This window comes from Exiguobacterium sp. s28, assembly GCF_018618135.1.
Classification (GTDB): Bacteria; Bacillota; Bacilli; order Exiguobacteriales; family Exiguobacteriaceae; genus Exiguobacterium; species Exiguobacterium mexicanum_A.
Genome location: NZ_JACSLL010000015.1, coordinates 1 through 21,941, shown reverse-complemented (window position 1 = coordinate 21,941; position 21,941 = coordinate 1). Strand labels below are relative to the sequence as shown.

Annotated in this window: 25 protein-coding genes; 4 read left to right on the top strand and 21 right to left on the bottom strand. The window is 50.2% G+C overall.

The genetic code is table 11. From position 1 onward, the window contains the following. Positions 1-25: 25 nt before the first annotated feature. Both KNP78_RS13470 and KNP78_RS13465 read left to right on the top strand, forming a co-directional pair. Entirely contained in the window at positions 26-1,228 is a 1,203-nt protein-coding gene (locus KNP78_RS13470) for an MFS transporter (protein WP_214824959.1), read from the top strand. A gap of 10 nt (positions 1,229-1,238) precedes the next feature. Further along, the gene (locus KNP78_RS13465; protein ID WP_214824956.1) at positions 1,239-2,186 is read left to right on the top strand and encodes an LLM class oxidoreductase; all 948 of its coding nucleotides are present in this window, start codon (positions 1,239-1,241) and stop codon (positions 2,184-2,186) included. A 50-nt stretch (positions 2,187-2,236) separates the two neighbouring features. On the opposite strand, the gene KNP78_RS13460 is transcribed toward KNP78_RS13465, so the two are convergent. The 21 genes from KNP78_RS13460 to KNP78_RS13360 all read right to left on the bottom strand — a co-directional run bounded on the left by KNP78_RS13460 (position 2,237) and on the right by KNP78_RS13360 (position 20,574). Beyond that, complete coding sequence (locus KNP78_RS13460; protein ID WP_214824953.1) at positions 2,237-3,082, bottom strand: pentapeptide repeat-containing protein; 846 nt, start codon at positions 3,080-3,082, stop codon at positions 2,237-2,239. An 84-nt stretch (positions 3,083-3,166) separates the two neighbouring features. Beyond that, the gene (locus KNP78_RS13455) at positions 3,167-4,420 is read right to left on the bottom strand and encodes a hypothetical protein (protein ID WP_214824941.1); all 1,254 of its coding nucleotides are present in this window, start codon (positions 4,418-4,420) and stop codon (positions 3,167-3,169) included. A gap of 74 nt (positions 4,421-4,494) precedes the next feature. Continuing rightward, positions 4,495-4,923 carry a CBS domain-containing protein gene (locus tag KNP78_RS13450; RefSeq protein ID WP_021066516.1) on the bottom strand — a complete coding sequence of 143 codons (429 nt, stop codon included), beginning with the start codon at positions 4,921-4,923 and terminating at the stop codon, positions 4,495-4,497. A 404-nt stretch (positions 4,924-5,327) separates the two neighbouring features. Then, positions 5,328-6,128: an alpha/beta fold hydrolase gene (locus tag KNP78_RS13445; RefSeq protein WP_214824939.1), complete on the bottom strand. Its 801-nt coding sequence runs from the start codon at positions 6,126-6,128 to the stop codon at positions 5,328-5,330. Positions 6,129-6,214: 86 nt separating this feature from the next. Further along, positions 6,215-7,327: a M14 family metallopeptidase gene (locus KNP78_RS13440; protein ID WP_131472911.1), complete on the bottom strand. Its 1,113-nt coding sequence runs from the start codon at positions 7,325-7,327 to the stop codon at positions 6,215-6,217. An 88-nt stretch (positions 7,328-7,415) separates the two neighbouring features. Next, positions 7,416-7,817 carry a hypothetical protein gene (locus KNP78_RS13435; RefSeq protein ID WP_214753945.1) on the bottom strand — a complete coding sequence of 134 codons (402 nt, stop codon included), beginning with the start codon at positions 7,815-7,817 and terminating at the stop codon, positions 7,416-7,418. A 110-nt stretch (positions 7,818-7,927) separates the two neighbouring features. Next, on the bottom strand, positions 7,928-8,398 hold the full coding sequence (locus KNP78_RS13430; protein ID WP_214753947.1) for a flavodoxin family protein: 471 nt from the start codon (positions 8,396-8,398) through the stop codon (positions 7,928-7,930). A 75-nt stretch (positions 8,399-8,473) separates the two neighbouring features. After that, positions 8,474-9,385: an SWIM zinc finger family protein gene (locus KNP78_RS13425; RefSeq protein WP_214753949.1), complete on the bottom strand. Its 912-nt coding sequence runs from the start codon at positions 9,383-9,385 to the stop codon at positions 8,474-8,476. Continuing rightward, positions 9,382-9,804 carry a hypothetical protein gene (locus KNP78_RS13420; RefSeq protein WP_214753951.1) on the bottom strand — a complete coding sequence of 141 codons (423 nt, stop codon included), beginning with the start codon at positions 9,802-9,804 and terminating at the stop codon, positions 9,382-9,384. The genes KNP78_RS13425 and KNP78_RS13420 overlap by 4 nt, the downstream gene beginning before the upstream one ends. Further along, the gene (locus KNP78_RS13415) at positions 9,801-10,451 is read right to left on the bottom strand and encodes an SIMPL domain-containing protein (RefSeq protein ID WP_214753953.1); all 651 of its coding nucleotides are present in this window, start codon (positions 10,449-10,451) and stop codon (positions 9,801-9,803) included. The genes KNP78_RS13420 and KNP78_RS13415 overlap by 4 nt, the downstream gene beginning before the upstream one ends. Positions 10,452-10,498: 47 nt before the next feature. Next, positions 10,499-11,629 (bottom strand): Fic family protein, encoded by a 1,131-nt coding sequence (locus tag KNP78_RS13410; protein WP_214824937.1) that lies wholly within the window; start codon positions 11,627-11,629, stop codon positions 10,499-10,501. 89 nt (positions 11,630-11,718) lie between these two features. Further along, the gene (locus KNP78_RS13405) at positions 11,719-12,462 is read right to left on the bottom strand and encodes a hypothetical protein (RefSeq protein WP_214753957.1); all 744 of its coding nucleotides are present in this window, start codon (positions 12,460-12,462) and stop codon (positions 11,719-11,721) included. Next, the gene (locus tag KNP78_RS13400; RefSeq protein WP_214824921.1) at positions 12,459-13,004 is read right to left on the bottom strand and encodes an RNA polymerase sigma factor; all 546 of its coding nucleotides are present in this window, start codon (positions 13,002-13,004) and stop codon (positions 12,459-12,461) included. Before KNP78_RS13400 ends, KNP78_RS13405 begins: the two co-directional genes overlap by 4 nt. A gap of 57 nt (positions 13,005-13,061) precedes the next feature. After that, complete coding sequence (locus tag KNP78_RS13395) at positions 13,062-13,571, bottom strand: hypothetical protein (protein ID WP_214824918.1); 510 nt, start codon at positions 13,569-13,571, stop codon at positions 13,062-13,064. A 74-nt stretch (positions 13,572-13,645) separates the two neighbouring features. Then, on the bottom strand, positions 13,646-16,216 hold the full coding sequence (locus KNP78_RS13390; protein WP_214824915.1) for an ABC transporter permease: 2,571 nt from the start codon (positions 16,214-16,216) through the stop codon (positions 13,646-13,648). Continuing rightward, the gene (locus KNP78_RS13385) at positions 16,213-16,896 is read right to left on the bottom strand and encodes an ABC transporter ATP-binding protein (protein ID WP_021066503.1); all 684 of its coding nucleotides are present in this window, start codon (positions 16,894-16,896) and stop codon (positions 16,213-16,215) included. Before KNP78_RS13385 ends, KNP78_RS13390 begins: the two co-directional genes overlap by 4 nt. An 85-nt stretch (positions 16,897-16,981) precedes the next feature. Beyond that, positions 16,982-17,986, bottom strand: coding sequence for a sensor histidine kinase (locus tag KNP78_RS13380; RefSeq protein ID WP_214824911.1), 1,005 nt, complete (start codon positions 17,984-17,986; stop codon positions 16,982-16,984). A gap of 1 nt (position 17,987) precedes the next feature. Then, complete coding sequence (locus tag KNP78_RS13375; RefSeq protein ID WP_214824897.1) at positions 17,988-18,668, bottom strand: response regulator transcription factor; 681 nt, start codon at positions 18,666-18,668, stop codon at positions 17,988-17,990. 96 nt (positions 18,669-18,764) lie between these two features. After that, positions 18,765-19,256, bottom strand: a complete 492-nt coding sequence (locus KNP78_RS13370) for a hypothetical protein (RefSeq protein WP_214824894.1) — start codon at positions 19,254-19,256, stop codon at positions 18,765-18,767. Between the two features lie 34 nt (positions 19,257-19,290). Beyond that, a complete protein-coding gene (locus KNP78_RS13365) occupies positions 19,291-19,461 on the bottom strand; it encodes a hypothetical protein (protein ID WP_214824891.1) in 171 nt (56 codons plus the stop codon). 105 nt (positions 19,462-19,566) lie between these two features. Then, positions 19,567-20,574, bottom strand: coding sequence for a tRNA dihydrouridine synthase (locus KNP78_RS13360; RefSeq protein ID WP_128123324.1), 1,008 nt, complete (start codon positions 20,572-20,574; stop codon positions 19,567-19,569). A 219-nt stretch (positions 20,575-20,793) separates the two neighbouring features. Here KNP78_RS13360 and KNP78_RS13355 point away from each other — a divergent pair, with 219 nt between their 5' ends. Together KNP78_RS13355 and KNP78_RS13350 are read left to right on the top strand one after the other, a co-directional pair. Further along, the gene (locus KNP78_RS13355) at positions 20,794-21,624 is read left to right on the top strand and encodes a hypothetical protein (protein WP_214824889.1); all 831 of its coding nucleotides are present in this window, start codon (positions 20,794-20,796) and stop codon (positions 21,622-21,624) included. Between the two features lie 18 nt (positions 21,625-21,642). After that, complete coding sequence (locus KNP78_RS13350; protein ID WP_214824886.1) at positions 21,643-21,870, top strand: hypothetical protein; 228 nt, start codon at positions 21,643-21,645, stop codon at positions 21,868-21,870. The last annotated feature ends 71 nt before the right edge of the window (positions 21,871-21,941 follow it).

Sequence of the window (21,941 nt, the reverse complement as noted above, 5' to 3'; positions counted from 1 at the left end):
AAACATTCTTTAGGAGGAACTACTCATGAATCAACCGTACACCCAGCCTGTCGACGAACAGGCACCGAAAAACGGAGGGCTGGCACTGCTCGCCCTCGCCATTAGCGCCTTCGGCATCGGGACGACCGAGTTCGTCCCGGTCGGCCTGCTCGCATCCATCGCCAGCGACTTGAATATCGGCATCACGCTCGCCGGTCTTATCATCTCCGGTTATGCCATCGGCGTCGCCGTCGGTGCGCCGATCTTGACGGCACTCACGAACCGGATGAATCGCAAGACGTTACTCATGGCACTCATGGTCGTCTTTATCGGCGGAAATTTGGTCTCTGCCCTGTCGACCAGTTTCGAACTGTTAATTGCCGCCCGCTTCATCACCGCGTTCGCACACGGTGTTTTCTTCTCCATCGGAGCGACGATCGCCGTACAGCTCGTGCCACCGCATAAAAAAGCGAGTGCGATCGCACTCATGTTCACCGGCTTGACGGTCGCGACCGTGACCGGCGTCCCGCTCGGCACGTTCATCGGTCAAGCGTTCGGATGGCGCGCCACGTTCTTCGCCGTCGCCGCGCTCGGGATCGTATCGATTATCGCCAGCTTCTTCTTGATCCCGAAAGATTTGAAACAGTCGCCGCCCGCGAAGTTCTCCGATATGAAGAAATTGCTCACGAACGGCCGAATCATGCTCGGCTTCTTGATCACAGCACTCGGTTACGGCGGAACGTTCGTCGCCTTCACGTACTTGACACCAATCATGCAGGACGTGACGAACATCAGTCCGAGCTTGATTAGTATCGTCCTACTCGTCTACGGGATCGCCGTCGCCATCGGCAACTGGGCAGGCGGAAAATTCGCCAATGAAGACCCGGCCAAGGCGTTGTTCTATATGTTCATCGTCCACGCCGCTGTCATGATCGTCATGTCGTTCATGATTCCGTTCAAAGTCGCGGGACTCATCGCCATCGTCTTGATGGGACTGCTCGCCTTCATGAACGTACCTGGCCTTCAACTATATATCGTGCAGTTGGCAGAGAAGTATGTACCGGCCGCGGTCGATGTCGCGTCGGCGCTCAACATCGCCGCCTTCAATATCGGTATCGCGCTCGGTGCGACCATCGGTGGGATTGTCGCGGACTCGATCGGTCTCGTGCATACGCCTTGGGTCGGTGGCATCATGGTCATCATCGCTGTCATCTTGACCGCCGTCTCACGTCGTTTGGAAGCGAGCTAAGGAGGACACCATGTTCAACAATCATGTCAGCTACAATCGGATGTATCGGGAGGGCGAGCTCACGCTCGGCCTCCACATCCCGTTAGAAAATTTCAAGATGCGCACCCCAACGCTCGAACGTCAAGTCGAGCTCGCCCAACGAGCGGACGACTATGGCTTCACGGCGCTCTGGCTCCGAGACGTCTTGCTGAAAGACCCGAACTTCCTAGACCCGGCCGTCGGACAGATTTACGACATGCTCATCTATGGGACACACTTGCTCGGTCAGACGAAGCGCATCGCCCTCGGCACGTCCGCCCTCGTCTTGCCGCTCCGGCACCCGCTCCGTTCGGCGAAAGAAGTCGCGACGATTGAAGCGTTGTTCCCGGAACGTTTGATTCTCGGCATCTCGTCCGGCGACCGTCGGGCCGACTTCAAAGGACTCGGGGTCGACCATGCGACACGGGGCGAGCAGTTCAAAGAATCGCTCCGTGTCATGGAACAGGCGCTCTACCACAACTATCCGACCATCGATTCGTCGTACGGCGAGGTCCATGAGGCGACGCTCGTTCCCCGTCCGAAAAAACGCATCCCAACGATGATCACCGGGTTCGCGCAGCAGGACATGGACTGGCTCGGGCAACACGGGGACGGGTGGATGTATTATCCGCAGGCCCCATTCGCCCAACAGCAAGTGCTCAACGATTGGCGCGAGTCAGGTCAGACGCATGGAAAAGGGTTCCGCCCGTTCTCGATGCCGATGCATCTCGATTTGGCGCATGACGCGGACGAGCTTCCGACTCCGATCCGGCTCGGCTTCCGTGTCGGTCGCAATCAATTGATCAAACTGCTCGAGGCGTATCGGGCCATCGGCGTCAATCATCTGTTCTTCGCCTTGTTCGACGGGCAACGTCCGGCCGACGAGGTCATCGAGGAGCTTGGGGAATATGTGCTCCCCCATTTCCCACCGCTCTCGTAACACAAGCACATCAAAAAGACGACTTTCCATTGTGGAAGTCGTCTCTTGCGTTACAGCCAATGGCTCGGTCGCGTGTACACGGGCGCCAGTCTCGTCTGCCGGTCCCCGTTCATCGCGTTCACTTGCATCTGTGTCAAAAACAGACTGTCGGTCAACGTTGCTCCTCGCACATCCAAATCTCGTACGTCGGCCCCCATGAAATCGACATAGGACAGGTCTTGCCCACGTAAGTTAGCACCAATCAACAAGGCGCCTCGATAACACGTCCCTCTCACGTCATGCTGACTCACGTTTCGACCAATCAAATCGGCCCGGTCTTGCTCGTGGAGTGACGTCAACGTCAGGCCGTTATGTTTCAACCCTTCCGCTCGAATGTGCCGACTGAGTCGGACGAACAATGGGCGGGCCCGTTGTCGGAATGCCATCAGTGCCGTACCGCTCAACTGTTCAGGCGGTAACTCACGGAAAGCCAGTAGCTCTGCCAATAACGTCTCGAGTAATCGTGCATCGCGCTTTGGGATTACTCGGCTCAGGATGTCGCTTATGTAGAGCAACAGCTCATGGACTTGACTCATGATGGGTAGCACCGTGAACATACGCGTATCGTCGACATCCGCCTCCCGCCAGCTTCGTCCGTGAAACGTCACTTGTGACACGAACTGCCCGGCCCCGAGACAGTCGTACACCGTACATCCTTTGAAGCCCCGCTCGCGCAGTTCGGAATGGATGTTGCAGGCATACGAATCTGCCAAATGGACGCACGGCTGTCCTGCGGGTTTATCAATCGGGAAATCCTCAGATTTCAAGTAGTGAAACGCCACACAACAGAGACCGAAACAATTCGCACAATCCGGTTTGAGCGATTCACGCAGCATATGTAAATCGGGCATCGCCATTCATTGTCACTCCTTCCTTGTATGTCTTGACTCTATACGTAAAAGTATAAGGAATGTCCCTATTTTTCCATAGCCTTTATTCAATCAATTAGCGTTGCCTTCATCCTTTTCCCCATAAAGCAGTTGCTCCCTCGTTCGCCTTTTCTGCTCTGCCTCGGATATTTCTTTGTAAAGAGCAATCACGGCATCGAACGAGCTTTCGACGTCGATTCGTTGTTCCAACAGTTGATCAACATAAAATCCGTGACGCAAATCTTCGAGATAGAGTTCCGCTGCTTGATCGAACATCATTTCGAACTGCTCTTTTGCGTCTCGAATCTCGTCATGGGGTTCCTTATCCGTTAAAAGTTGTTGGTCGAAAGGGTCTGTCGAATGAATGAGCTCGTCCCACGCTTCCGGTGACAGTCTGGCTTTCCAATAATCATAGCCCGATTCAAAGCGTTGCAATGGTTGACCGGACGGAAACGACTTTTCGGCATACGCTTCGTACAGCTTAAGCCAATGCTCGAAAAACCACTTGATGATCGCCATGTCCCAATCCATAAACATCTCTGATTTGTCATGTTCGACATATTGGACCCTTCCGCCTTGATACGTCACCTCGAAACGAATCGTCCCTTGAATGGACTCGTCGCGATAAAACATGTCATCGCGATACTCGATGTCATCTAAATCGAGGTCTGCCGGTTTCTCATACGCTTCGAGTGCACTCGCAAGCGATTGGACCGCTCCTGTCGTCAAATCGGTGAACGTCACTTCAATCCGCTCGATAGTTCGGGGTGTCTCGATGATTCCTTCGTTGTAACAGACGGCCAACACGAGCGGTCGTAGGCTGTCCGTCGAATCGGGAATGACAATCCATTTCTGCAGCAGCGGGTCATGGTAATATCCCTCTTTGATTAACGCTTCTGTGTTGTGGGCATCATTTTCAATAATTGAATACAACAGAACGTCAAGTGGTTGAACTTCACCGTAAGGGATGATCCCATAGAAGTTCTCTTCTATCTCATCACCTGTCCGGAAGTCTCGACCACTGCGCCACTCCACGACAAAACGCCATCGTTCGATGAACCACCATACCCACTCACCGCCGCTCATACCGGTTTGCCATTCATTCCGTTCATGGGCGACCCACTCGTCTTTATCGTACGAGACGGACTGAGAAGTCCCATCTTGGTAGCGGACCTGATAGGTGAAGATGCCATGTAACGTGTCTCGGTGAAGCAAAGAATAGGCGGATTCATTCAAAAACAACATAAAGTCGATGAAGTTCACCGCTTCCTCAGACCCTGCCTCTTGAAACCATAGCTCAATCGATTCAATGACTCGTGCTTCCATCTATAGCTCGCCTCCCCGTTGCTTGTACTCACACATACAAAAACCAACCCGCTTTCACAGGTTGGTCCATTCGTTCAGTTCACTTTATTCTCGAGCTGTTGCAACTTCGTCGAGTAATATTCGATGATGTCGCGGCGCCGGATGATACCGATGAAATACTTCCCGTCATCGACGACCGGCACGAAGTTTTGATCGGTGATCGCATCGACGAGCTCCTCGATTTGCGCCGTGATGGCGACCGGCTTATACCGTACGCGTTGCTTGATGTCTTTCAGGCGTGTCCGGAGCACTTTTTCGTAGTCTTCTTCCCCGCGAAGCTGTTCGGCGAGTGCCCAGAGCAAATCTCCTTCCGTCATCGTGCCGGCGTAAAAGCCGTTCTCGGATACGAGCGGCACCGAGGTGAAGCGATGATGTTTCATCTTCTCGAGCGCTTGACGCACCGTCGATTCCGGGTCTAAATATTTGACGTCTTCTTTCGGATATAAAAAGAAAGCGATATTCATGTACAATCTCTCCTCAATCTAAAAATCCACCTCTCCATTGTACCATGTATTAAGGTCTAGTCAGCACAAATTGACCATCTAAATGTCATCCGTTCTAGCAAAAGGAGGCTTATTTCTTTTTTCTTGTGAAGCGTTTCCAGACGAGCTATTCGAATTGTGTGAGACCACAAAAACAGGCACGGTCCCGAGCGGCTTTTCCATAGCCATCCTTGACCGTGTGACGAACACCAACGACTCTATGTCAAAACCTCGACATACAGCAAACTTGTTCAATCTCAACTCGAACAAAGTGCTTCATTTTAGCTATACCCGTGTACAAGTCGTTCTAGCCTCAAAATCCGTAACAAACGTGCTACAGATGACCATCAAAAAAAGCCTAGGAACGTCCTAGGCTTGTCACACACTCAAATAAATCCGAGCAACGTCTTGTTGAACTTGTCCATCTCGTCGAGGACGGTACCGTGACCGCTCTCCTCGAACCGTTCGATCCGAGAGTTCGGGATTCCTTTTTCCATCTCGAGCGCGAACTCGAACGGACAAATCTTGTCATGGACGCCATGGATGATGAGCGTCTCGACGTTGACTTTCGGCAAGTCCTCGCGCAGATCCTCATCACGGAGCGCTTTCGCCGAAGCAATCGTCCCGTGGCTCGACGCGACGAGCGACAGATGATGGAACCAGTTTTGCATCGGTTTCGAATGTTCTTTCTCGAAGAAAATCTCACCGAACCCTTCGAGCATCTTCGGACGGTCTTTCAGCGTATCCTCAATCAACGCGTCGACCTCGGCTTGCGTCATCCCGTACGGATAGTCCGGACGTTGCGTGAACACTGGTGCCGCCGCGCCTGAGAGGACGAGTTTCTTCAACCCGTCATCCGGGAAATCGACGGCATAGCGGATGGCGATGGCCCCGCCCATCGAGAAGCCGACGAGCGTGAAATCTTTGATGCCAAGCCCGTCAACGACCATGTGCACGTCCGACGCCATCGTCGCATAGTCATAACCTGTCGCCGGTGCATCCGACTTGCCGTAGCCACGATAGTCGATCCCGACGTAGCGATAGCCTGCTTCGAGCAATGCATTCTTTTGATACTCGAACATGTTGTTGTTTGCCGGCCAGCCGTGCAAGAAGACGACGGCATCGCCTGTCCCGACGTCTTCCACGTAAATACTCGTTCCGTCATGTGCGGTAATATAATTCCCCATTGGTCAAAACCCCCAGTTGGATTGTTGAGCGGCATGCTTGTTTGCCCACAACCCAACTTTTCCCGTTTGACCGAAGTGGAAACCTATCAACTGTCGCGCCAAAGCGATTCGCCTTTCAAGACATGCTCAATCGCCGCCGCTCCTTCGCGTAATACGGACGTCCGCCACGACTCGTCTTCCGGATAAAACATCGCCATGAACTCTTTTCGAATGCCGTTGCGGGCTTCCGGGTCTTTCGTCCCTTCAAAGTAGAGCCGGTTCTCGAGGATGATCGTCAAGAACTCGCGAATCGTCGCTTTCGTCGATGTCCCGAATGTCCCGAACTCGAACAACGCCGAGACGAGCCGTTTGTCCGGGTGATGTGTGTCGCGCACATAGTAGAAGTGGTTCGTCGAGTCCCCGAGGACATCGGTCGGGTCATACGTCTGGATGTTCTTCAACCCGTAAGTCCGCTTCAACTCGTCGACGTCACGCCCGTCGCGCTCACTAATGACCATAGTCACCTCGTTCGTCGGACCGAGCGCCGTATGCCAATCCATGTGGACGACGCGGTCATAGCGATCGAGCAGGTCATGTTGAATCTCCTTCAAAAAGATGGCGGACGGCTCATCCGACTCACCGCCATAATAGACGCCTTTCGGGAACTGATATTGTCCCATCCCTTTCGCCTCGGTCATCGCCTCGAAGCCGTCGAGCTTGATACCAGAACCGAGGAACGAGTAGATATGTTCGCGCGATTCATGGTAGTCATCGATGACGCCATCCGGGACGAACAAGTGCCGCATGACTTCATACTCTTTATTGACGTTACGCGGGAGTGATTCCCGGTCGATGACGTAGTTCCGGTTCAAGTCGACGTTATGTTCATTGACGCGGCGGAAGTGCTTCATCCCCCACGGATTGACCGCATGGATGAGACAGATCCCTGTCGACTCGTGCCGAAGGTTTTCGAGTTGCGTCTCGACGAACTGATGCGTCACAGCGGCACCGGCATACCCTTCGATGCCGTGCTCGCCGATTGTCATGAGGAGCACCGCCTCGCGTGACCCCGCCGGCTCACCGATGATCAAGTCGATCGTGTCCTCGCCGATCGAGTGGGACATCACGCGGGCCGTCGGATAATAGGTTTTAACGTTGTCGAGTAAGGCGAGAAACTTCTCACGCGACTCTTCGTATGATGATGAAAAATACTGACTCATAGTGATTCCCTCCATTCTTGTCTTCTGTACCCCATTCCCATTCCAGACCAGACTAAAAACGCCTCCATGGCGGAGACGTTTTCTAAATTTAGTGGGCCCCGGCTTTCGTCCCACGGTTTTGACGCCGGAACTCGAACAAGTAGACGAGCGGAGCGAGCAGAACGGCGCCGAACACCCAATACGCGCCCGGGCTCACAAACAACATCTCGAACGCCCGGAAAAACCAGGCGACGAGCGAGAAGCCGACGACGAGTTCGGCCGTCCAAATGACACTACGACGAACAGCAAGCGTAAGCGTGTTCGTTTTTTGGAAGAGGGCCGCGAGAAAGGCGATCAAAAAGGCCGGGAAGCTACTGAGCCAAAGCATCCGGTTCATCGTGGACTCGGCAAAATACGTGTTGCCGAGTGATACCGTGATCACATAATGCGCAACGAGCACCAATAAGACGACAATCCAACCCATGAGGACGTCACGTTCCCATTTTTTCATCATTCTCCCTCCGTTCCACACAATAGAGCTACCCTTATATTTACCCGTTTTGCGAACGCTTCGGACAATTCTGCGTCAAAAAAGACGCGTCCCGTAAGGAACACGTCAGATTATTTGTCCATCAAGTGACGGGCCCATTCGGTCGCCCGCTCGAGCTCTCCGTCTTTAAGTGGTCCTTCTTTATCAAGGACGATGAACGATTCTTTCAGCACCGGCTCCGCTCCTTTTTCGAGCAATAACTGCTCCATCCGGGTCGAGGCGTGACCGAACCATTTGACGATTTTCCCGACGAAAAAGCCTTGATCTTCTTCGGCCATACTCGTATCGAAGGCTGCAGCTCGCGTACCACGCAGTGCATGGTCCGATAAGCCGTCGAGAAACGTCTTCACATCCTCGGTTTCGCGCCCTCCGTGAGTCGGCGAACCAACGATGAACAAATCAAGGTTGGCGAGGTCGCCGTATCCGACGTGGCTGATCTGCATGATGTCGACGCGGTGTAAGTCGCTGAATCCGTCCTTGATGGCATATGCGACTTTTTCGGTACACCCGTACATCGAGTCAAAGATGATGAGGATTTTCATGTTTGTCCCTTCTCTCTCCAAGACTGGGTAACCCCTACATGAATCTGTTCCCCATTTCCATACTTGATTATCAACTTACCAACTTTCTTCTGTTAACACTTTCGTGAACTCGTCCAGGTGCTCCAAATCACTAGCCTCGGCGTGCGTGCTTCTAAACCGATTGATTTGGTCGATGAGAAACGTCTTATCTCCTTCATAGATGGGGACAATCACTTTCAACAATTGAACATGAACGTCATTGTAAACGGCTAGATGCAGTTCATGCCACATCAAAATGAAACGTTGAAAAACCATGTCTCGTTCCGCCTCTGGGATTTCCTCAATGGCTGACACCATCAAATCAGTGACTTCGTCCCGCACAGCGAACAACAAGTGAAGAAATATATCACATCTCATGATTGTCGGAGTGACTGTATCAAGAAATGAAATACTATTGAATAAGCGTGATACAGGATTTTCATCTGACTGAATCACATCTATTTTACGAAACAGATAACGTTTCAAGGTCTTCATTTCTTGTTGATTAATCGTGCCGTTTGAAAACTTTTCGGCAATTTCTCGCTCACAGACTTGAACGAATGTTTCTGGGTTGCTTGATGGCGGTCCGAGGTCGTGTGCCAAACGATGGTGAATATCCGGGTCATGCGCTAGCTTTATCATCACATCGATGAGGTCGGCTTTCTTCAGCTTACCGAGTTCTTTTGCTAAATCAAATGGTGCCCCCGGTGTAAGCCGATCGCGTAACCAATAATAAACTGCGACTTCATGTTTACACGTTCCTTGATTATAGGGGCAATCGCATGACGATTGAATCATCCACTCGTTCGCACATGTAACCCCCACTCGATAAACGCTACTGCCATATACATCAAACCAGTACGTATTTCGAGTTTGTGACACTAATTTGAGGTTCCCACTCATATAATAACCGTAGCCACGGTCCTCGATTCGCCGTGATACATATCTTTCAAACTCAAATAAATTCATCTTGTCCCCCTAAATCGATACATAACAAAAAATACGAGGCCGAGTCCGACGAATCCATATGCCACCTTATCCAAATGGTCACGCATGCTGAACGGGGCGTCATGCCGATATTCGGCCCGCTTCCACCCAGACCCATCCTCGACCGCGAGCACGTCCTCCGTCGCTTCCCCGTTCACTTTTCGATAGGTCGTCCCGACCGGATACATGTTCGAGGCGTCCCCATAATAGCTGCCATCCATATCGTCGGCCATCGTCTTGACCTCGCCGACGACTTCTCCCAAGTCAGCCTCCAATACCGCGACGTCCATCACTTCATACACCCGTCCATCCAACACGACGAACGCATACGCCCAAGATAAGGCTTGGGCTGACATTGAAACCGATAGGAACAGCAGCACCAATCCGATGATACGCCTCATCGAATCGCCCACACGAACGTCGCCGAGTCACTCAAGTCAATCTCATCCGGCTCGAGTTCTGGCATTGCCGCCTCCGAGAAGAGAACCTCGTCATGGAGCGTGAGACGCGTCGGCGAATAAAGATGAAGCTCGCCCCACGTGTAATCGATTTGAAGCAAGTCACCGAGCGTCGCCCCGGCCCCTTTCGCCAACAGTTCGGCCCGATGACGCGCGTTCGCCGCCGCGCTCGCGAGCAGTTCGTCTTGGATTGTGTCCGCATCCTTGATCGTAAACGAGATGGACAGCTTCGGCTCGGCTAGCGAGTTGCTGACATGTTCGATGACCGCTGACAATTGTTTCGTATCGAGCGAAAATTCGAGTTTCGTCTTCTGCTGACAGACGTAACCCCGGAAACGAGACTTGTAGTTACCTTGTTTGTCGCGGTAGCTCTCATAGTCGGTGTCAATCGAGAAGTCGGTCGTCTTTAAATCCGTTTTCGCGAAGCCAGCCTGCTCAATCGCTTTTTGCAGACGTGTGACGGCGAGTGCCGCCCCGTTCATCGTCTCCTCATAGCGGACGGCTCTTGACGACAAATCCATTCTCACGACAATCAAATCAGGCTTGGCCGATACTTTCCCTGTGCCTTTGACAGTGATGGTGCGGTCCATATGATTTCCTCCTTCATTGTTGGCGATTTAAAAACGGCACACTGCTTTTAGTTCACGAAAATGCGCAATAACGCATAATTTCGATATTTACGATTTCTCCGCTCTGTGTTCGAAGCGTATAAAAGTTCTTTTTCCACAAGTTGATGAAGTGCTTTTCGAACCGTGTTCGGTGAATAGCCTGTCATTTCGACACCTTTCGCCACCGTCAAGATTGGTTGTTCAAAGCTCGTAATCCATAGTTTACGTTCCGCTTCGTTTTCAATTAGCTGTTCACCTTCTGACAGCAAGCGATTGGCTTTATTCAATTGATCCAACAACTTTGTCGCCATTCGTTCTGAAGCATCAACGAAAAACAGTAACCATTTCCCCCAATCCGACTGGTCTCCACGAACACCGTTGAGCAAATCGTAGTAGCGGGCTTTTTCTTTCTCAAGTTCTTCACTCACAAAAAAGATGGGGTGCGTAATCACTTTTTGCTGCAGGAGGTAAAGCACCATTAGAATCCGCCCTAAACGCCCGTTCCCGTCCAAAAATGGATGGATGGATTCAAATTGAGCATGCATAATTCCTGTTTTAAGAAGTGGAGCCGCTTGTTCATTAATGACATATCCGTCTGACTTTAAGTGGTTCTGCGGTAGCAATCGTCCGTAAGAATCAGTATTGATAAATTTTTCTAAGTTCTCCATGTATTCGTTAATCAAATGAGCCTCTACCGGAATATAAGAAGCATCTTCTAATCGATTCGTCGGCCCGATAAAATGTTGAATTTTACGGAACTCACCGGCTGAACTGACTTCGCCTCGACTTCCTTTCATCAAAATCTCATGTAACTGCTTGATCAATCGCGTCGTCACCGGATAACCATTTTCGACAGATTCATACCCAAACTGCAAGGCCCTCATATAGTTCTGAATTTCGATAACATCGGAATCGTCACTTTTCTTCAGCGAAGACTCCATCATATCCGTGAACGTCACCTGTGATCCTTCGATTTTCGTTGATTCAACGGATTCTTGAAGCGATAAGAGTTGCATTAATTGCTTACTTGCTTTCGAATGCGTCAATTCACCATCGAGTTTTCCAAGTAGCGTATTCACATGCGCCAGACGTTCAAGTAATTTGATGGCTTGTGTGATTTCTATTTTGACAGGTAATTTGGTTAATCCTTGTATCGCCATGACACTCATCCTTTAAGTCATATTTATTATAATATTGACTTAATAATAATCTATCAGCTTTTAAAAATCAAATAGACATGAAATGTGACTTATTTAAATTTAGTCATCATGAACTCCTCTATGTCATCAAGTGTTTCAGCGCCACGTAGCGACGGATAGGCATCTCGACTGAAGACGAGTCCTTCGTCCGTGTTCAAGAACATGTACCGCTCACCGTCCGGAAATCCGTAATCACTCACATCCATCACTTGAAGCGTGGCTTCGTTTTGTGACCAGATGTGTGACGCATCGTATGGGATCGGCATAAAAATCCCTTCCATCCCAAGGCGAAGTTCAGAGATGACGTCCGCATCCGACTGAAGCACTTCAGAACCGACACCGGCAACGGTAAGTACTTTCATCTCACTCCCAGGCTCAACCTCACCCCGATAGACGTCTGTCACGCTAATCGTCACAATCGACTGATATTCCGCTTGTCCGTTGAAGTCGAGCTCGATGTGGTCAATCTGTTGCACGACGCCCCGTACCACCGCAGGTTCCCATTTCGAGAACAGCTCGTCTTCACTCATCTCGGCAAGGTTTGCCGATGACATCCCGACGTCGATGTCCCCTTCATCGATATAAGCGACCGACATATTGCTCGAGCTGTCCGACAGCGGAATCAATTCTTTAAAACTGTCCCATGTCACGACAAAGAGTGTGACAGCGGCTGCTGCGATGAGACCGCCCATCCAACGCCAATGTCTTCGTTTCTTTACCTCGACTTCCATCGATTCCTCGACGAAACGATCATCGACGTCCCCCATCAAACGTGTAAGTCGATCTCCATTCATAGCGCCACCCCTTCCGCTTCGAGCGCTTGCTTCAAGTCATTACGGGTCCGCAGCAGCACCATCTTGACCTTGCTCTCGCTCACCTGGCGCATCGTCGCGATGTCTTTGATTGATTGAAAGTGAAAGTAACGTCCCATGAAAATCTGCCGAGTCTCTTGCGGCAACTGGGCCAAAAAGTCGTTCAACAACTCGATGACTTCTGAATCGGTCGCGACGGAGGATACGAGACAGTGCTCGAGCTCACTGACGATGAACGGGACTTGCCCCGCTCCGCGCTTCTTGGCGTTCGCCTTCTCATACTTATGGAGCGAGACGTTACGAACAAGCTTCGCCAAATAGGCGGCGAGCCGTGCTGGACGTGTCGGCGGAATCGCTTGCCACGCCTTCATATACGTATCATTGACGCACTCGTCCGCGTCCTCTCGGCTGTTCAAAATGTTATAGGAAATCGTATGACAATAGCCGCCGTACTTTTGCGCCGTCGCCTCAATCGCCCGCTCGGAACGCCTCCAATACAAATCGATGATCGCCTGATCGTCCAATCGAATCCCCCTTTCGATGTGCTTACATCTTTATAGACCGGAAATGACGTCCATCCGTCACAATTTGTGTAAAAGTTTTTTGGCGCGGCTCTTCACGGCCGGACTACCCGCCGCGAGTTGCGTCTCGAGCAAGGCTTTCAGCTCGTCACGGAATCGTGGATGCATGGCGCTCAAGTCGAACATCGCCTGCAGAGCGTTGACGATGACGATGGCGCTCGTCTCCGCGGCAATCCAATCGGTGAGCACACGGACGATGTCACTCACCTCTTCCTCCGTCCACGTCATCCGTGGCATGAGTTGGGCCAAGTGCCACCTCACTTCTTGTTGGGTGGCAATCTGTAGCTGCTCGAACAAGGACGCCTGATGCGCTTGCAGCAGCGCAGGATAATGACGTGTCACTTTTTCCATCGCGTCTGCGCTTCGCATCCGGACGACGGGACGGTCATCGGTTAGGACGGTCATCAATTCGCTGAATCGGTCCGGGTCGTTCCCGACGAAAGTGACGACCTCATCGACGTGGCCGACCGATCGCAAATCCCCACCACTCAATACTTCTCGGATGTCCATTCTCCCACCTCTTTCTTCATTCTCATTTTACAGAAAAAGGGACTCAGTAGACACTGAATCCCTTTGCATGCATATTAGTTATTCTCTTGCTTCAACCGATCGATGATATTATCCGACTTTACTTTCGAAATCGCGTACAGCATCGAAGAACCAACGATGAGGAAGATTACGACCGTGACGAACAAGATATCGCCCCACGGCAACGTGAACGCTGCTTCGAACGTGTTGATTTGCGCTCGGTAAATCAGGTACATGATGAGAATACTGATCGGCACCCCATACGCCAATGCTTTCATGCCGTAGAAAATGCTCTCATAGTACACCATCTTGTTGAACCCTTTCGGTGTCATCCCGACCGACCGTAGCATCGCGAATTCGCGGCGTCGGAGTGAGACGCTCGTCGAGATTGTGTTGAAGATGTTCGCCACCGAGATGAGCGAGATCAAGACGATGAATCCATAGACGAAAATCGATAACAGCAACAACACTTGCTCTTGTTGTTCACGCTGCTCCGACACGTTGAAAATGTATTGGTCCATGTTTTGTTCCGCTTCAATCACTTGTTGCGTCGCATCAGGATTACTCGTGTTCAAGGCAATCGATGGACTTGATTGTTTCATCAATTGACCGATCGCATCCTCTTCAAACGTCCCTTCCCGAACGATCACATCAAGCCATCCAAGTGAACTCGTCATCACACCGGTCGGGGCGACGTCGGTCATGGCTCCGATTTTGATTGTTTTGAGTGGTGCCGTGCCGTCCGTTGCGTTTTCGTTTTGGAGTTCGAGCGTATCACCGACCTCTGTCTCAATCGTCTTCGAGTTGACGAACTTCTTCTTGTCGACGTCTTGATACGACACTTCATCAATTAAGACGGCACCCGGCATGTCTCCGTCTTCAAAGTTGCTGGCGGATGCCCCGATTTGCTTCAAGTACGCATCGAAACTGGCATCATCCAATTGATAAAGGGACACGTAATACACAAATTTCCCATCGACGAACGTGGACACCAAGTCTTTGTTTTCGGTGACCGCGTTCGGTAATCGGGCTTCGTCGACCATCGTCTGGACGGTCGTGTTCTCGAAGTACGTCCCGCCCGTCACATGGTCCAACGTCTCATAGCGACGCAAGTCATCCTTGGTGAGATTCGATCCGTTCACAAGGATATCGAACTCGTATGACCCTTGTGACATCTCAAGTGACTGTTCGAGCCGATCCGTGAAGTAACTGACGACTAAAAAGAGCACGATACTGATGACGAGCGAGAACACGGTCGCCAAATACCGTTTCCGGTTGCGTTTCGTGTTTTTCAACCCGATTTCCGCCTCTAATCCGAAGATACGGCGAACGAGCTTCGACGTCTTCACGTTTTTCGACGTGAGTCGCACGTCCTGGGTTTGACGAATTGCGTCAATCGCCGAAATCTTCGAAGCGCGACGTGCCGGCAGATAGCAGGAAATGAAAATCGTCACGCTCGAAATGAGGACCGTCAACAGGAGTGTAAGCGGTGTGACGACGACCTCAAACTTCTCCGTCACATTGAGCGCCTTCTCAGCAAAGGCGTTGATGAATAGGAACGTGACTCCGATCCCGGTCACCCCGGCGATGATACCGATCGGGATGCTAATCCCTCCGATAATCAATCCTTCAAAAAAGACCGAATTCCGCTTTTGACGTTTCGTCGCCCCGACACTCGCAAGCATCCCGAGATAACGCGAGCGCTCGGATACGCTGATGGCGAACGCATTATAGATGAGCGAAATCGAGCCGATGACGATGACCGTCATGATGATTCCGACGAAACCATACAACGTCTTACGCAATCCGCCGTCGTCTGTCACTCCGTAATAGCGAAGCAACGATGAGTTATAAGCGACCCCTTCCATTTTCTGTTCGTTCATCACTCGTTCCGTATCCAAGTAAATCGAGTTATCGACATCGTTCAAGGCAACGAACGTATCGACGGTCGCACCGTTCAACGCCTTGTCGTCAATGTATCCGACGACCGTATAGCCCGGCGACCAAGTCGGCTCCCAGGCCGGGCGCGTCATCGTGCCGACGACGGTCAACGTCACCGTGTCCTCGACGTTCAGCTGTTCCAGAATCGTCTCCCCGTCACGAATCAAGCCGTCGTTTTGCGTCAATACCCGACCCGACGATTCGTCCATGCGCTCGCCGATTTCAAGCGTCAACTCGTCCCCGATGTTGTACGTGACTTGCGCGTTTTGACGGATGGCCTCGGAAATGACGACTTCGCCTTCTTTGTTCGGCAAGCGTCCCTCCGTCAACTCGACGGGGAAGTTCTTCAGTCCCGAGGTATTATAATTCTGGACGTACAAGTACGGTTTATACGCATTCTGCGAATCCGTTAATGTCGCATAGCCGTCACTCGATAGGATGACGTCCTTCGTGGCCTCATCCTTCCGAATCGCCTCGACTTGTTCTTCGTTCGTGTTGACATATTTGACGTGCCATTCCCCGTTATCCGCGATGTCTTGGCGAATCATCAAGTCCAAGAACGACGAACCGAGTGTCGTCACGGCCGTGATCATCGACACCGAGATGATGACCCCGATGATGGTGACGAGCGAGCGTCGTTTGTTCTCGCGCAAGTGCCGCAGCGTCATTTTATGGATGATGTTCATGAGCGGACGACCTCGTTCTTCGCAATCTTCCCATCCTCAATCGAGATGATGCGGTCGGCCTGCAAGGCGATTCGTTCGTCATGCGTGATGATGATCAGCGTCTGATTGAACTTCTTGTTGAACAGTTTCAGGAGGCTCATGATCTCTTCACTGTTTTGACTGTCCAGGTTCCCCGTCGGCTCATCGGCCAAGATGATGGCCGGGTTGCTGATGAGCGCCCGACCGATGGAGACGCGTTGTTGCTGCCCGCCAGACAGTTGGTTCGGCAGATGCGTCAACCGGTTCGACAGTCCAAGGATGCCGATGATGCGCTCCAAATGGGCGGCGTCGACTTTTTGTTCGTCCAACAACATCGGCAACGTAATGTTCTCCTCAACCGTCAAAATCGGAATCAAGTTGTAAAACTGATAAATCAAACCGATTTGACGGCGACGGAAGATGGCGAGCTGCGTCTCGTCCAATTTATAAATATCCGTATTGTCGATTAACACCTGTCCACTCGTCGGGACATCGACGCCGCCGAGCAAATGTAACAACGTCGACTTTCCCGAGCCCGACGGTCCGACGATACAGACGAACTCGCCTTTTTTCACGGTGAACGACACGTCATCGAGCGCCCGCACTTCCATCTCGTCTTTTCCGTATACTTTCGATAAGTGTTGCACTTCTAATATATTCATGTTTGCACCCTCCAGTACTTGATCTACTTTGAGTGTACCGAGCGAATGTGACACGTCCGTGACTCGAAAGTGACTGTTTCGTCACTTAGACGATTGCTTTGTAGAATCGAATTTGAAACGCAGTCCCAGCTCCACGTTCACTGCGGACGGTCAGTTCACCTTGTTGACTTGTGATGATGCTGTGGGCCATGGCGAGCCCGATGCCGACGCTGTCGTCACTCGCATTCATACCCTTATAAAAACGTTGGAAAATATACGGGATGTCTTGTTTGGCGATGCCGCTCCCCGTATCGCGAATGACGATTTCCGTATACAGGGTGTTCTCGCTGAAGTCGATGAACAGCTCCCCTTGTTCCGGTGTATGCTCGACGCAATTCTTCAAGATGTTGATGAGCGCCTCGGTCGTCCACTTCAAGTCGCCTTCGAACGTGACATCATCCTCACCCGTAATCTGAAGCCGCTGCATTTTAATATCGATTGGCACAAGCATCGGTTCCGTCACGGCTTGAACGAGCACGGGGATGGATACCGGTTCCCGTTTGAAATGAATCGTCCCGGCATCGATTTTAGACAGCTTGAGTAGTGACGAGACGAGCCACTCCATCCGTTCGAGCTGCACTTGTACGTTATGCGTGAACTCTTGACGCTTGTCATCTGACAGCCGTGGGTCACTGAGCAAGTCCGCCATGACGGTCATCGAGGTGAGCGGGGTCTTCAGCTGATGGGAAATGTCGGAGATGGCATCCGTCAACTTCTGCTTGTCCTCTTCGAGATGCGTCCTTTGCTCGGACAGCATCTTCGTCACTTTATAGATTTGGCTCTTCAATAGACTGAGCTCGCCTTCACGGTTGTCGCGGACATCGAGTTTATAATTGCCGTTGCTGATCTCTTGCAGGTAACTCGACAGCTGATTGATCTCCCGATAGCGCCACGCCGTGAACCGATATGTCACGATCAAGAACGCGACCGACAAAAGGAGGACGAGAATGACGGCCTCCATCGATAGGAACAAAGCTGCGACGATAGAAGCCACTCCAATCAGCAGCAACAGACTGACTAAATAGATACGGAATTCTCGATTGCGCAACATGTCAGCGTTCCACCTTATAGCCAATCCCGCGAACCGTCTTAATCAACGTCGGCCGTTGCGGGTCATCTTCGAGTTTCTCGCGTAACCGTTTGATGTAGACGGTCAACGTATTGTCATTCACGAAGTCCCCGCCCATGTCCCAAATCTGGTCGAGCAGCTGGGCGCGGGACAACACTTGGCCCGTATGTTTCCCGAAGATGAGCAGTAAACGATACTCGAGCGCTGTCAACAGGATCTCGCTTCCATCTTTTTTGACTTTCGCGTCTTGCGTGTTGATTTCGAGCGACCCGATTGTCAAAACGGGCGAGCTGACCTGTTTATGGTAGCGGCGCAACACCGAGTGAATCCGCGAGATAAGCTCACGGACCCGGAACGGTTTCGTGATATAGTCGTCCGCTCCCATATCGAGTCCCATGACGACGTTCACTTCATCATCGAACGCCGTCAAAAAGATGACGGGCGTATCCTGTTTTTGCTTCACGAGCCGACATAAGTCATAGCCGCTCCCGTCCGGCAACGACAAGTCGAATAGACACAGGTCGATCGTATGTAACTGTTGTTCAATCAAACGTGTCGCGTCGGTCGCGTTCTGGCACAACGTCGTCGTGAATTGTTCTTGTTCGAGCGAATATTGGAGACCGGAGGCGATTGTCCGGTCGTCTTCAACGATTAAAATGTGCATCTGATTCCCTCCTGACTCTTCTCTTCATAATATAGCAGTCTTTTTCAAGTGAGGAGACAAAACAAAAAACCGAACGAGACATCTTGTTCGGTCAGGTTAAGCTTTTGTCACGCGAAGGCATTCCGGCCGCTCGAACCCGTCTGCACCTAAAAATCGCAGCGCATCAGTCGTCAAGTCGTCGAGCGTGATCGATTGAACGTTCGGCTCCGTCTGTTCATCGACCCACACTTTCCAAATCTCGACTTCATCCGCCGTCTTCAAGTGGTCGGTTATATACTCGACGAGCTGTTCGGCTCTCGTATCGGAATAGCGCCAGCGCAATTCAACGACGTGCGCTTTTGACGAATAAGCCTCGACGTTCGCCACTTCATAATACAGGTCGCGCTTGATTTCAATCTCGTCGAGGTGTTCTTCTGCCTCGACGTTCATCAAAATCTTCTCATCGCGGTCGAGGTCTTCGTCGTCTGTAAGCATGTCAGGCAACACGACGCCCCTTTTAATGGCCTCGTTGATCGATAAGAACTCGATATACGGATTTTCGACTTCTTTCAGTGGGTAATCGCTCGTAATAAATTGGAATTCACTCATATTGAAACGCTCCTCCTGTTTTAATAATGGGTCGTTATCGTTTCATAGCACGGATAGAGATGAAGAGCCCAATCCAATAGCCGATAATCGAACCGATGACGATTCCATACATGGACGGAAAATTGAATAATAATGAGATAATTAGCCCGCCAGCCGTTCCAAACGCAAGGCCAAGACCGACCGCAGATTCACGCCATTCGTTCATGTTCATCCCTCCCATCCCTTCTTACGAACCAAGTGGATCAAAAGTTTCGATTCATTATCGCCACATAAAAAAGGGACCCAGTATACACTGAATCCCCGTAAAACATTATTCGACTGTCGACGCCGCCTCGGCAAGCGCCGCTTCTTCTCTATGATAGTTCTCGACGAACGCATCAAGGTGTGCCCGCACTTCGTCTGTCGATTTCGTGTCCATGAGCTTCACACGGAGGTCGCTCGCCCCGCGGAACCCTTTCACGTAAATCTTGAAGAAGCGGTGCAAGTTCGAAATCGAGCGCGGCACTTCTTCTTGGAACTTGTCTTGCAAATCGAGTTGGAGACGAAGCAAGTCAAGGTACTCTTCCATCGAATGCTCACGCGGCTCTTTCTCGAACGCGAACGGGTTCTTGAAAATCCCGCGACCGATCATGACGCCGTCGACGCCATACTTTTCGACAAGCTCTAATCCCATCTGACGGTCGAGGATGTCACCGTTGATCGTGATCAGCGTGTCCGGTGCGATCTCGTCACGCAGTTTGACGATATCCGGGATCATCTCCCAGTGCGCGTCGACTTTACTCATCTCGTTGCGTGTGCGCAAGTGAATCGACAAGTTGGCGATGTCTTGCTTCAAGAGATGCGTCAACCAGTCGCGCCACTCGTCGAGCTTCGCGAATCCGAGACGTGTCTTGACGCTGACCGGGATGCCGCCGGCTTTCGCCGCTTGGATGAGTTCCGCTGCGACGTCAGGACGGAGGATGAGCCCGCTCCCTTTCCCGCGCTTCGCCACGTTCGGCACCGGGCAACCCATGTTGATGTCGAGGCCTTTATAGCCCATCTCGGCCATGCCGATGCTCATCTCGCGGAAGTAGTCCGGGTTGTCGCCCCAAATGTGGGCGACCATCGGCTGCTCGTCCTCGGTGAACGTCAAGCGTCCACGAAGGCTGCCTTTCCCTTCCGGATGGCAGTAGCTGTCCGAGTTGGCGAACTCGGTAAAGAACACGTCCGGGCGTCCCGCATGGGCGACGACGTGGCGGAAGACGACATCGGTCACGTCTTCCATCGGGGCAAGTATAAAGAATGGACGCGGAAGGTCGCGCCAGAAGTTTTCGTTCATAAAATCATTCCCTTTCCTATCTGGTCCAACCAATCACTTCATCCATTCTATTATTTACACCTTATTGAATCAACCGTTTGGGTACATAACCACGGAATATATTTATAAAAACCGGATTAGAAATCTATATCTTTAAAAAAGAAATCTTTTTGATTGATTAGGATTTCCAATTCAGTTATAGTTATTTCAAACTTAACAATAATAGATAGGATGAGGAGTATGAATCTCACTTTTTATAGAGAGTATGTTCAGGATAGTATCGAGTCAAAATCATTTAAACTGACTACAGAAAGTCGATTTCGTATAAATTTTATTTCTAATGCTTTGGAGATGAAACAAGGTGATGTTCTGGAAATGTTAATTGATCATTTTTATTCTGATGAAAAAATGTATGGTTACCTTATTTCAGAGGCTCTCGATAATCCCATAGACTTTAAAGATTTAAATACTGACTTGATTGATGATTTTACAGAATACTTACGTCATTCAGAATTTAATAAAGTATCAAATCCAACAGAAATTTTCAAAAGATTTCAAGAATCTCTAGATGTTTATTTAAAACTTAATGAAACGTCAGTTTCTTACATGATTCAAAACAATCAAAAATTAGGGAAATACTTTGGCGATTCTATATCTAGTAACGTTTTTACAATTATCTTTCCTTACTGGGCTAAAGAAATGTTTCAAGTTTATCAAAACCTAGCCAATTTTATGGATTTTAATGAAAAAAATATTATGTTTTTAAATGCTTTAGCACTTAGAGACAATCCACAAAAATATGTAGCGCTTCGCATTGACTGTGGCAATCCCATGGTTCAATCCATTGTTGAAAAAGCTTTAGCAGATAAAGATAATTTATCGCCTTTATGGAGAGACTTTAATTTTAATTTTGTTAATGCATATGCGGGTGACATATCTTTTCATAATATATATCAATATATAAATGATGAAGACATAAAGAATTATAAGGAGTTAGTTTATCTTTTTGATAAAACCACAAAAATTATAGAAGGAATGGCCCCACCAATAAAAAGCAAATTATTTATTTAACTAAAGGAGCTGCTTTCGATGAAGGTTCAAGAATATAGAAAAGCCATGAATCTTGCTTGTACAACTAAAAATTTGATTATGGATTTTGATGAAAGATTAAATCAATTAGAAAGCGAAATAAGTGAGATATTTTTAATACATAACCAAAGCAACCGAGTCTTAAAGTTAAATCGTTTACGTGACGAGCTAAATGGTTATTTTATCCGTATATTTCAAACAATCAATTCGGTGTGTAATGCAAAATAGGAGTGCAGAAGTGTGCAACGGAAACGTACACAACTCTGCACTCCTATTTTAGAAAAGAAAAAGGACTTGCC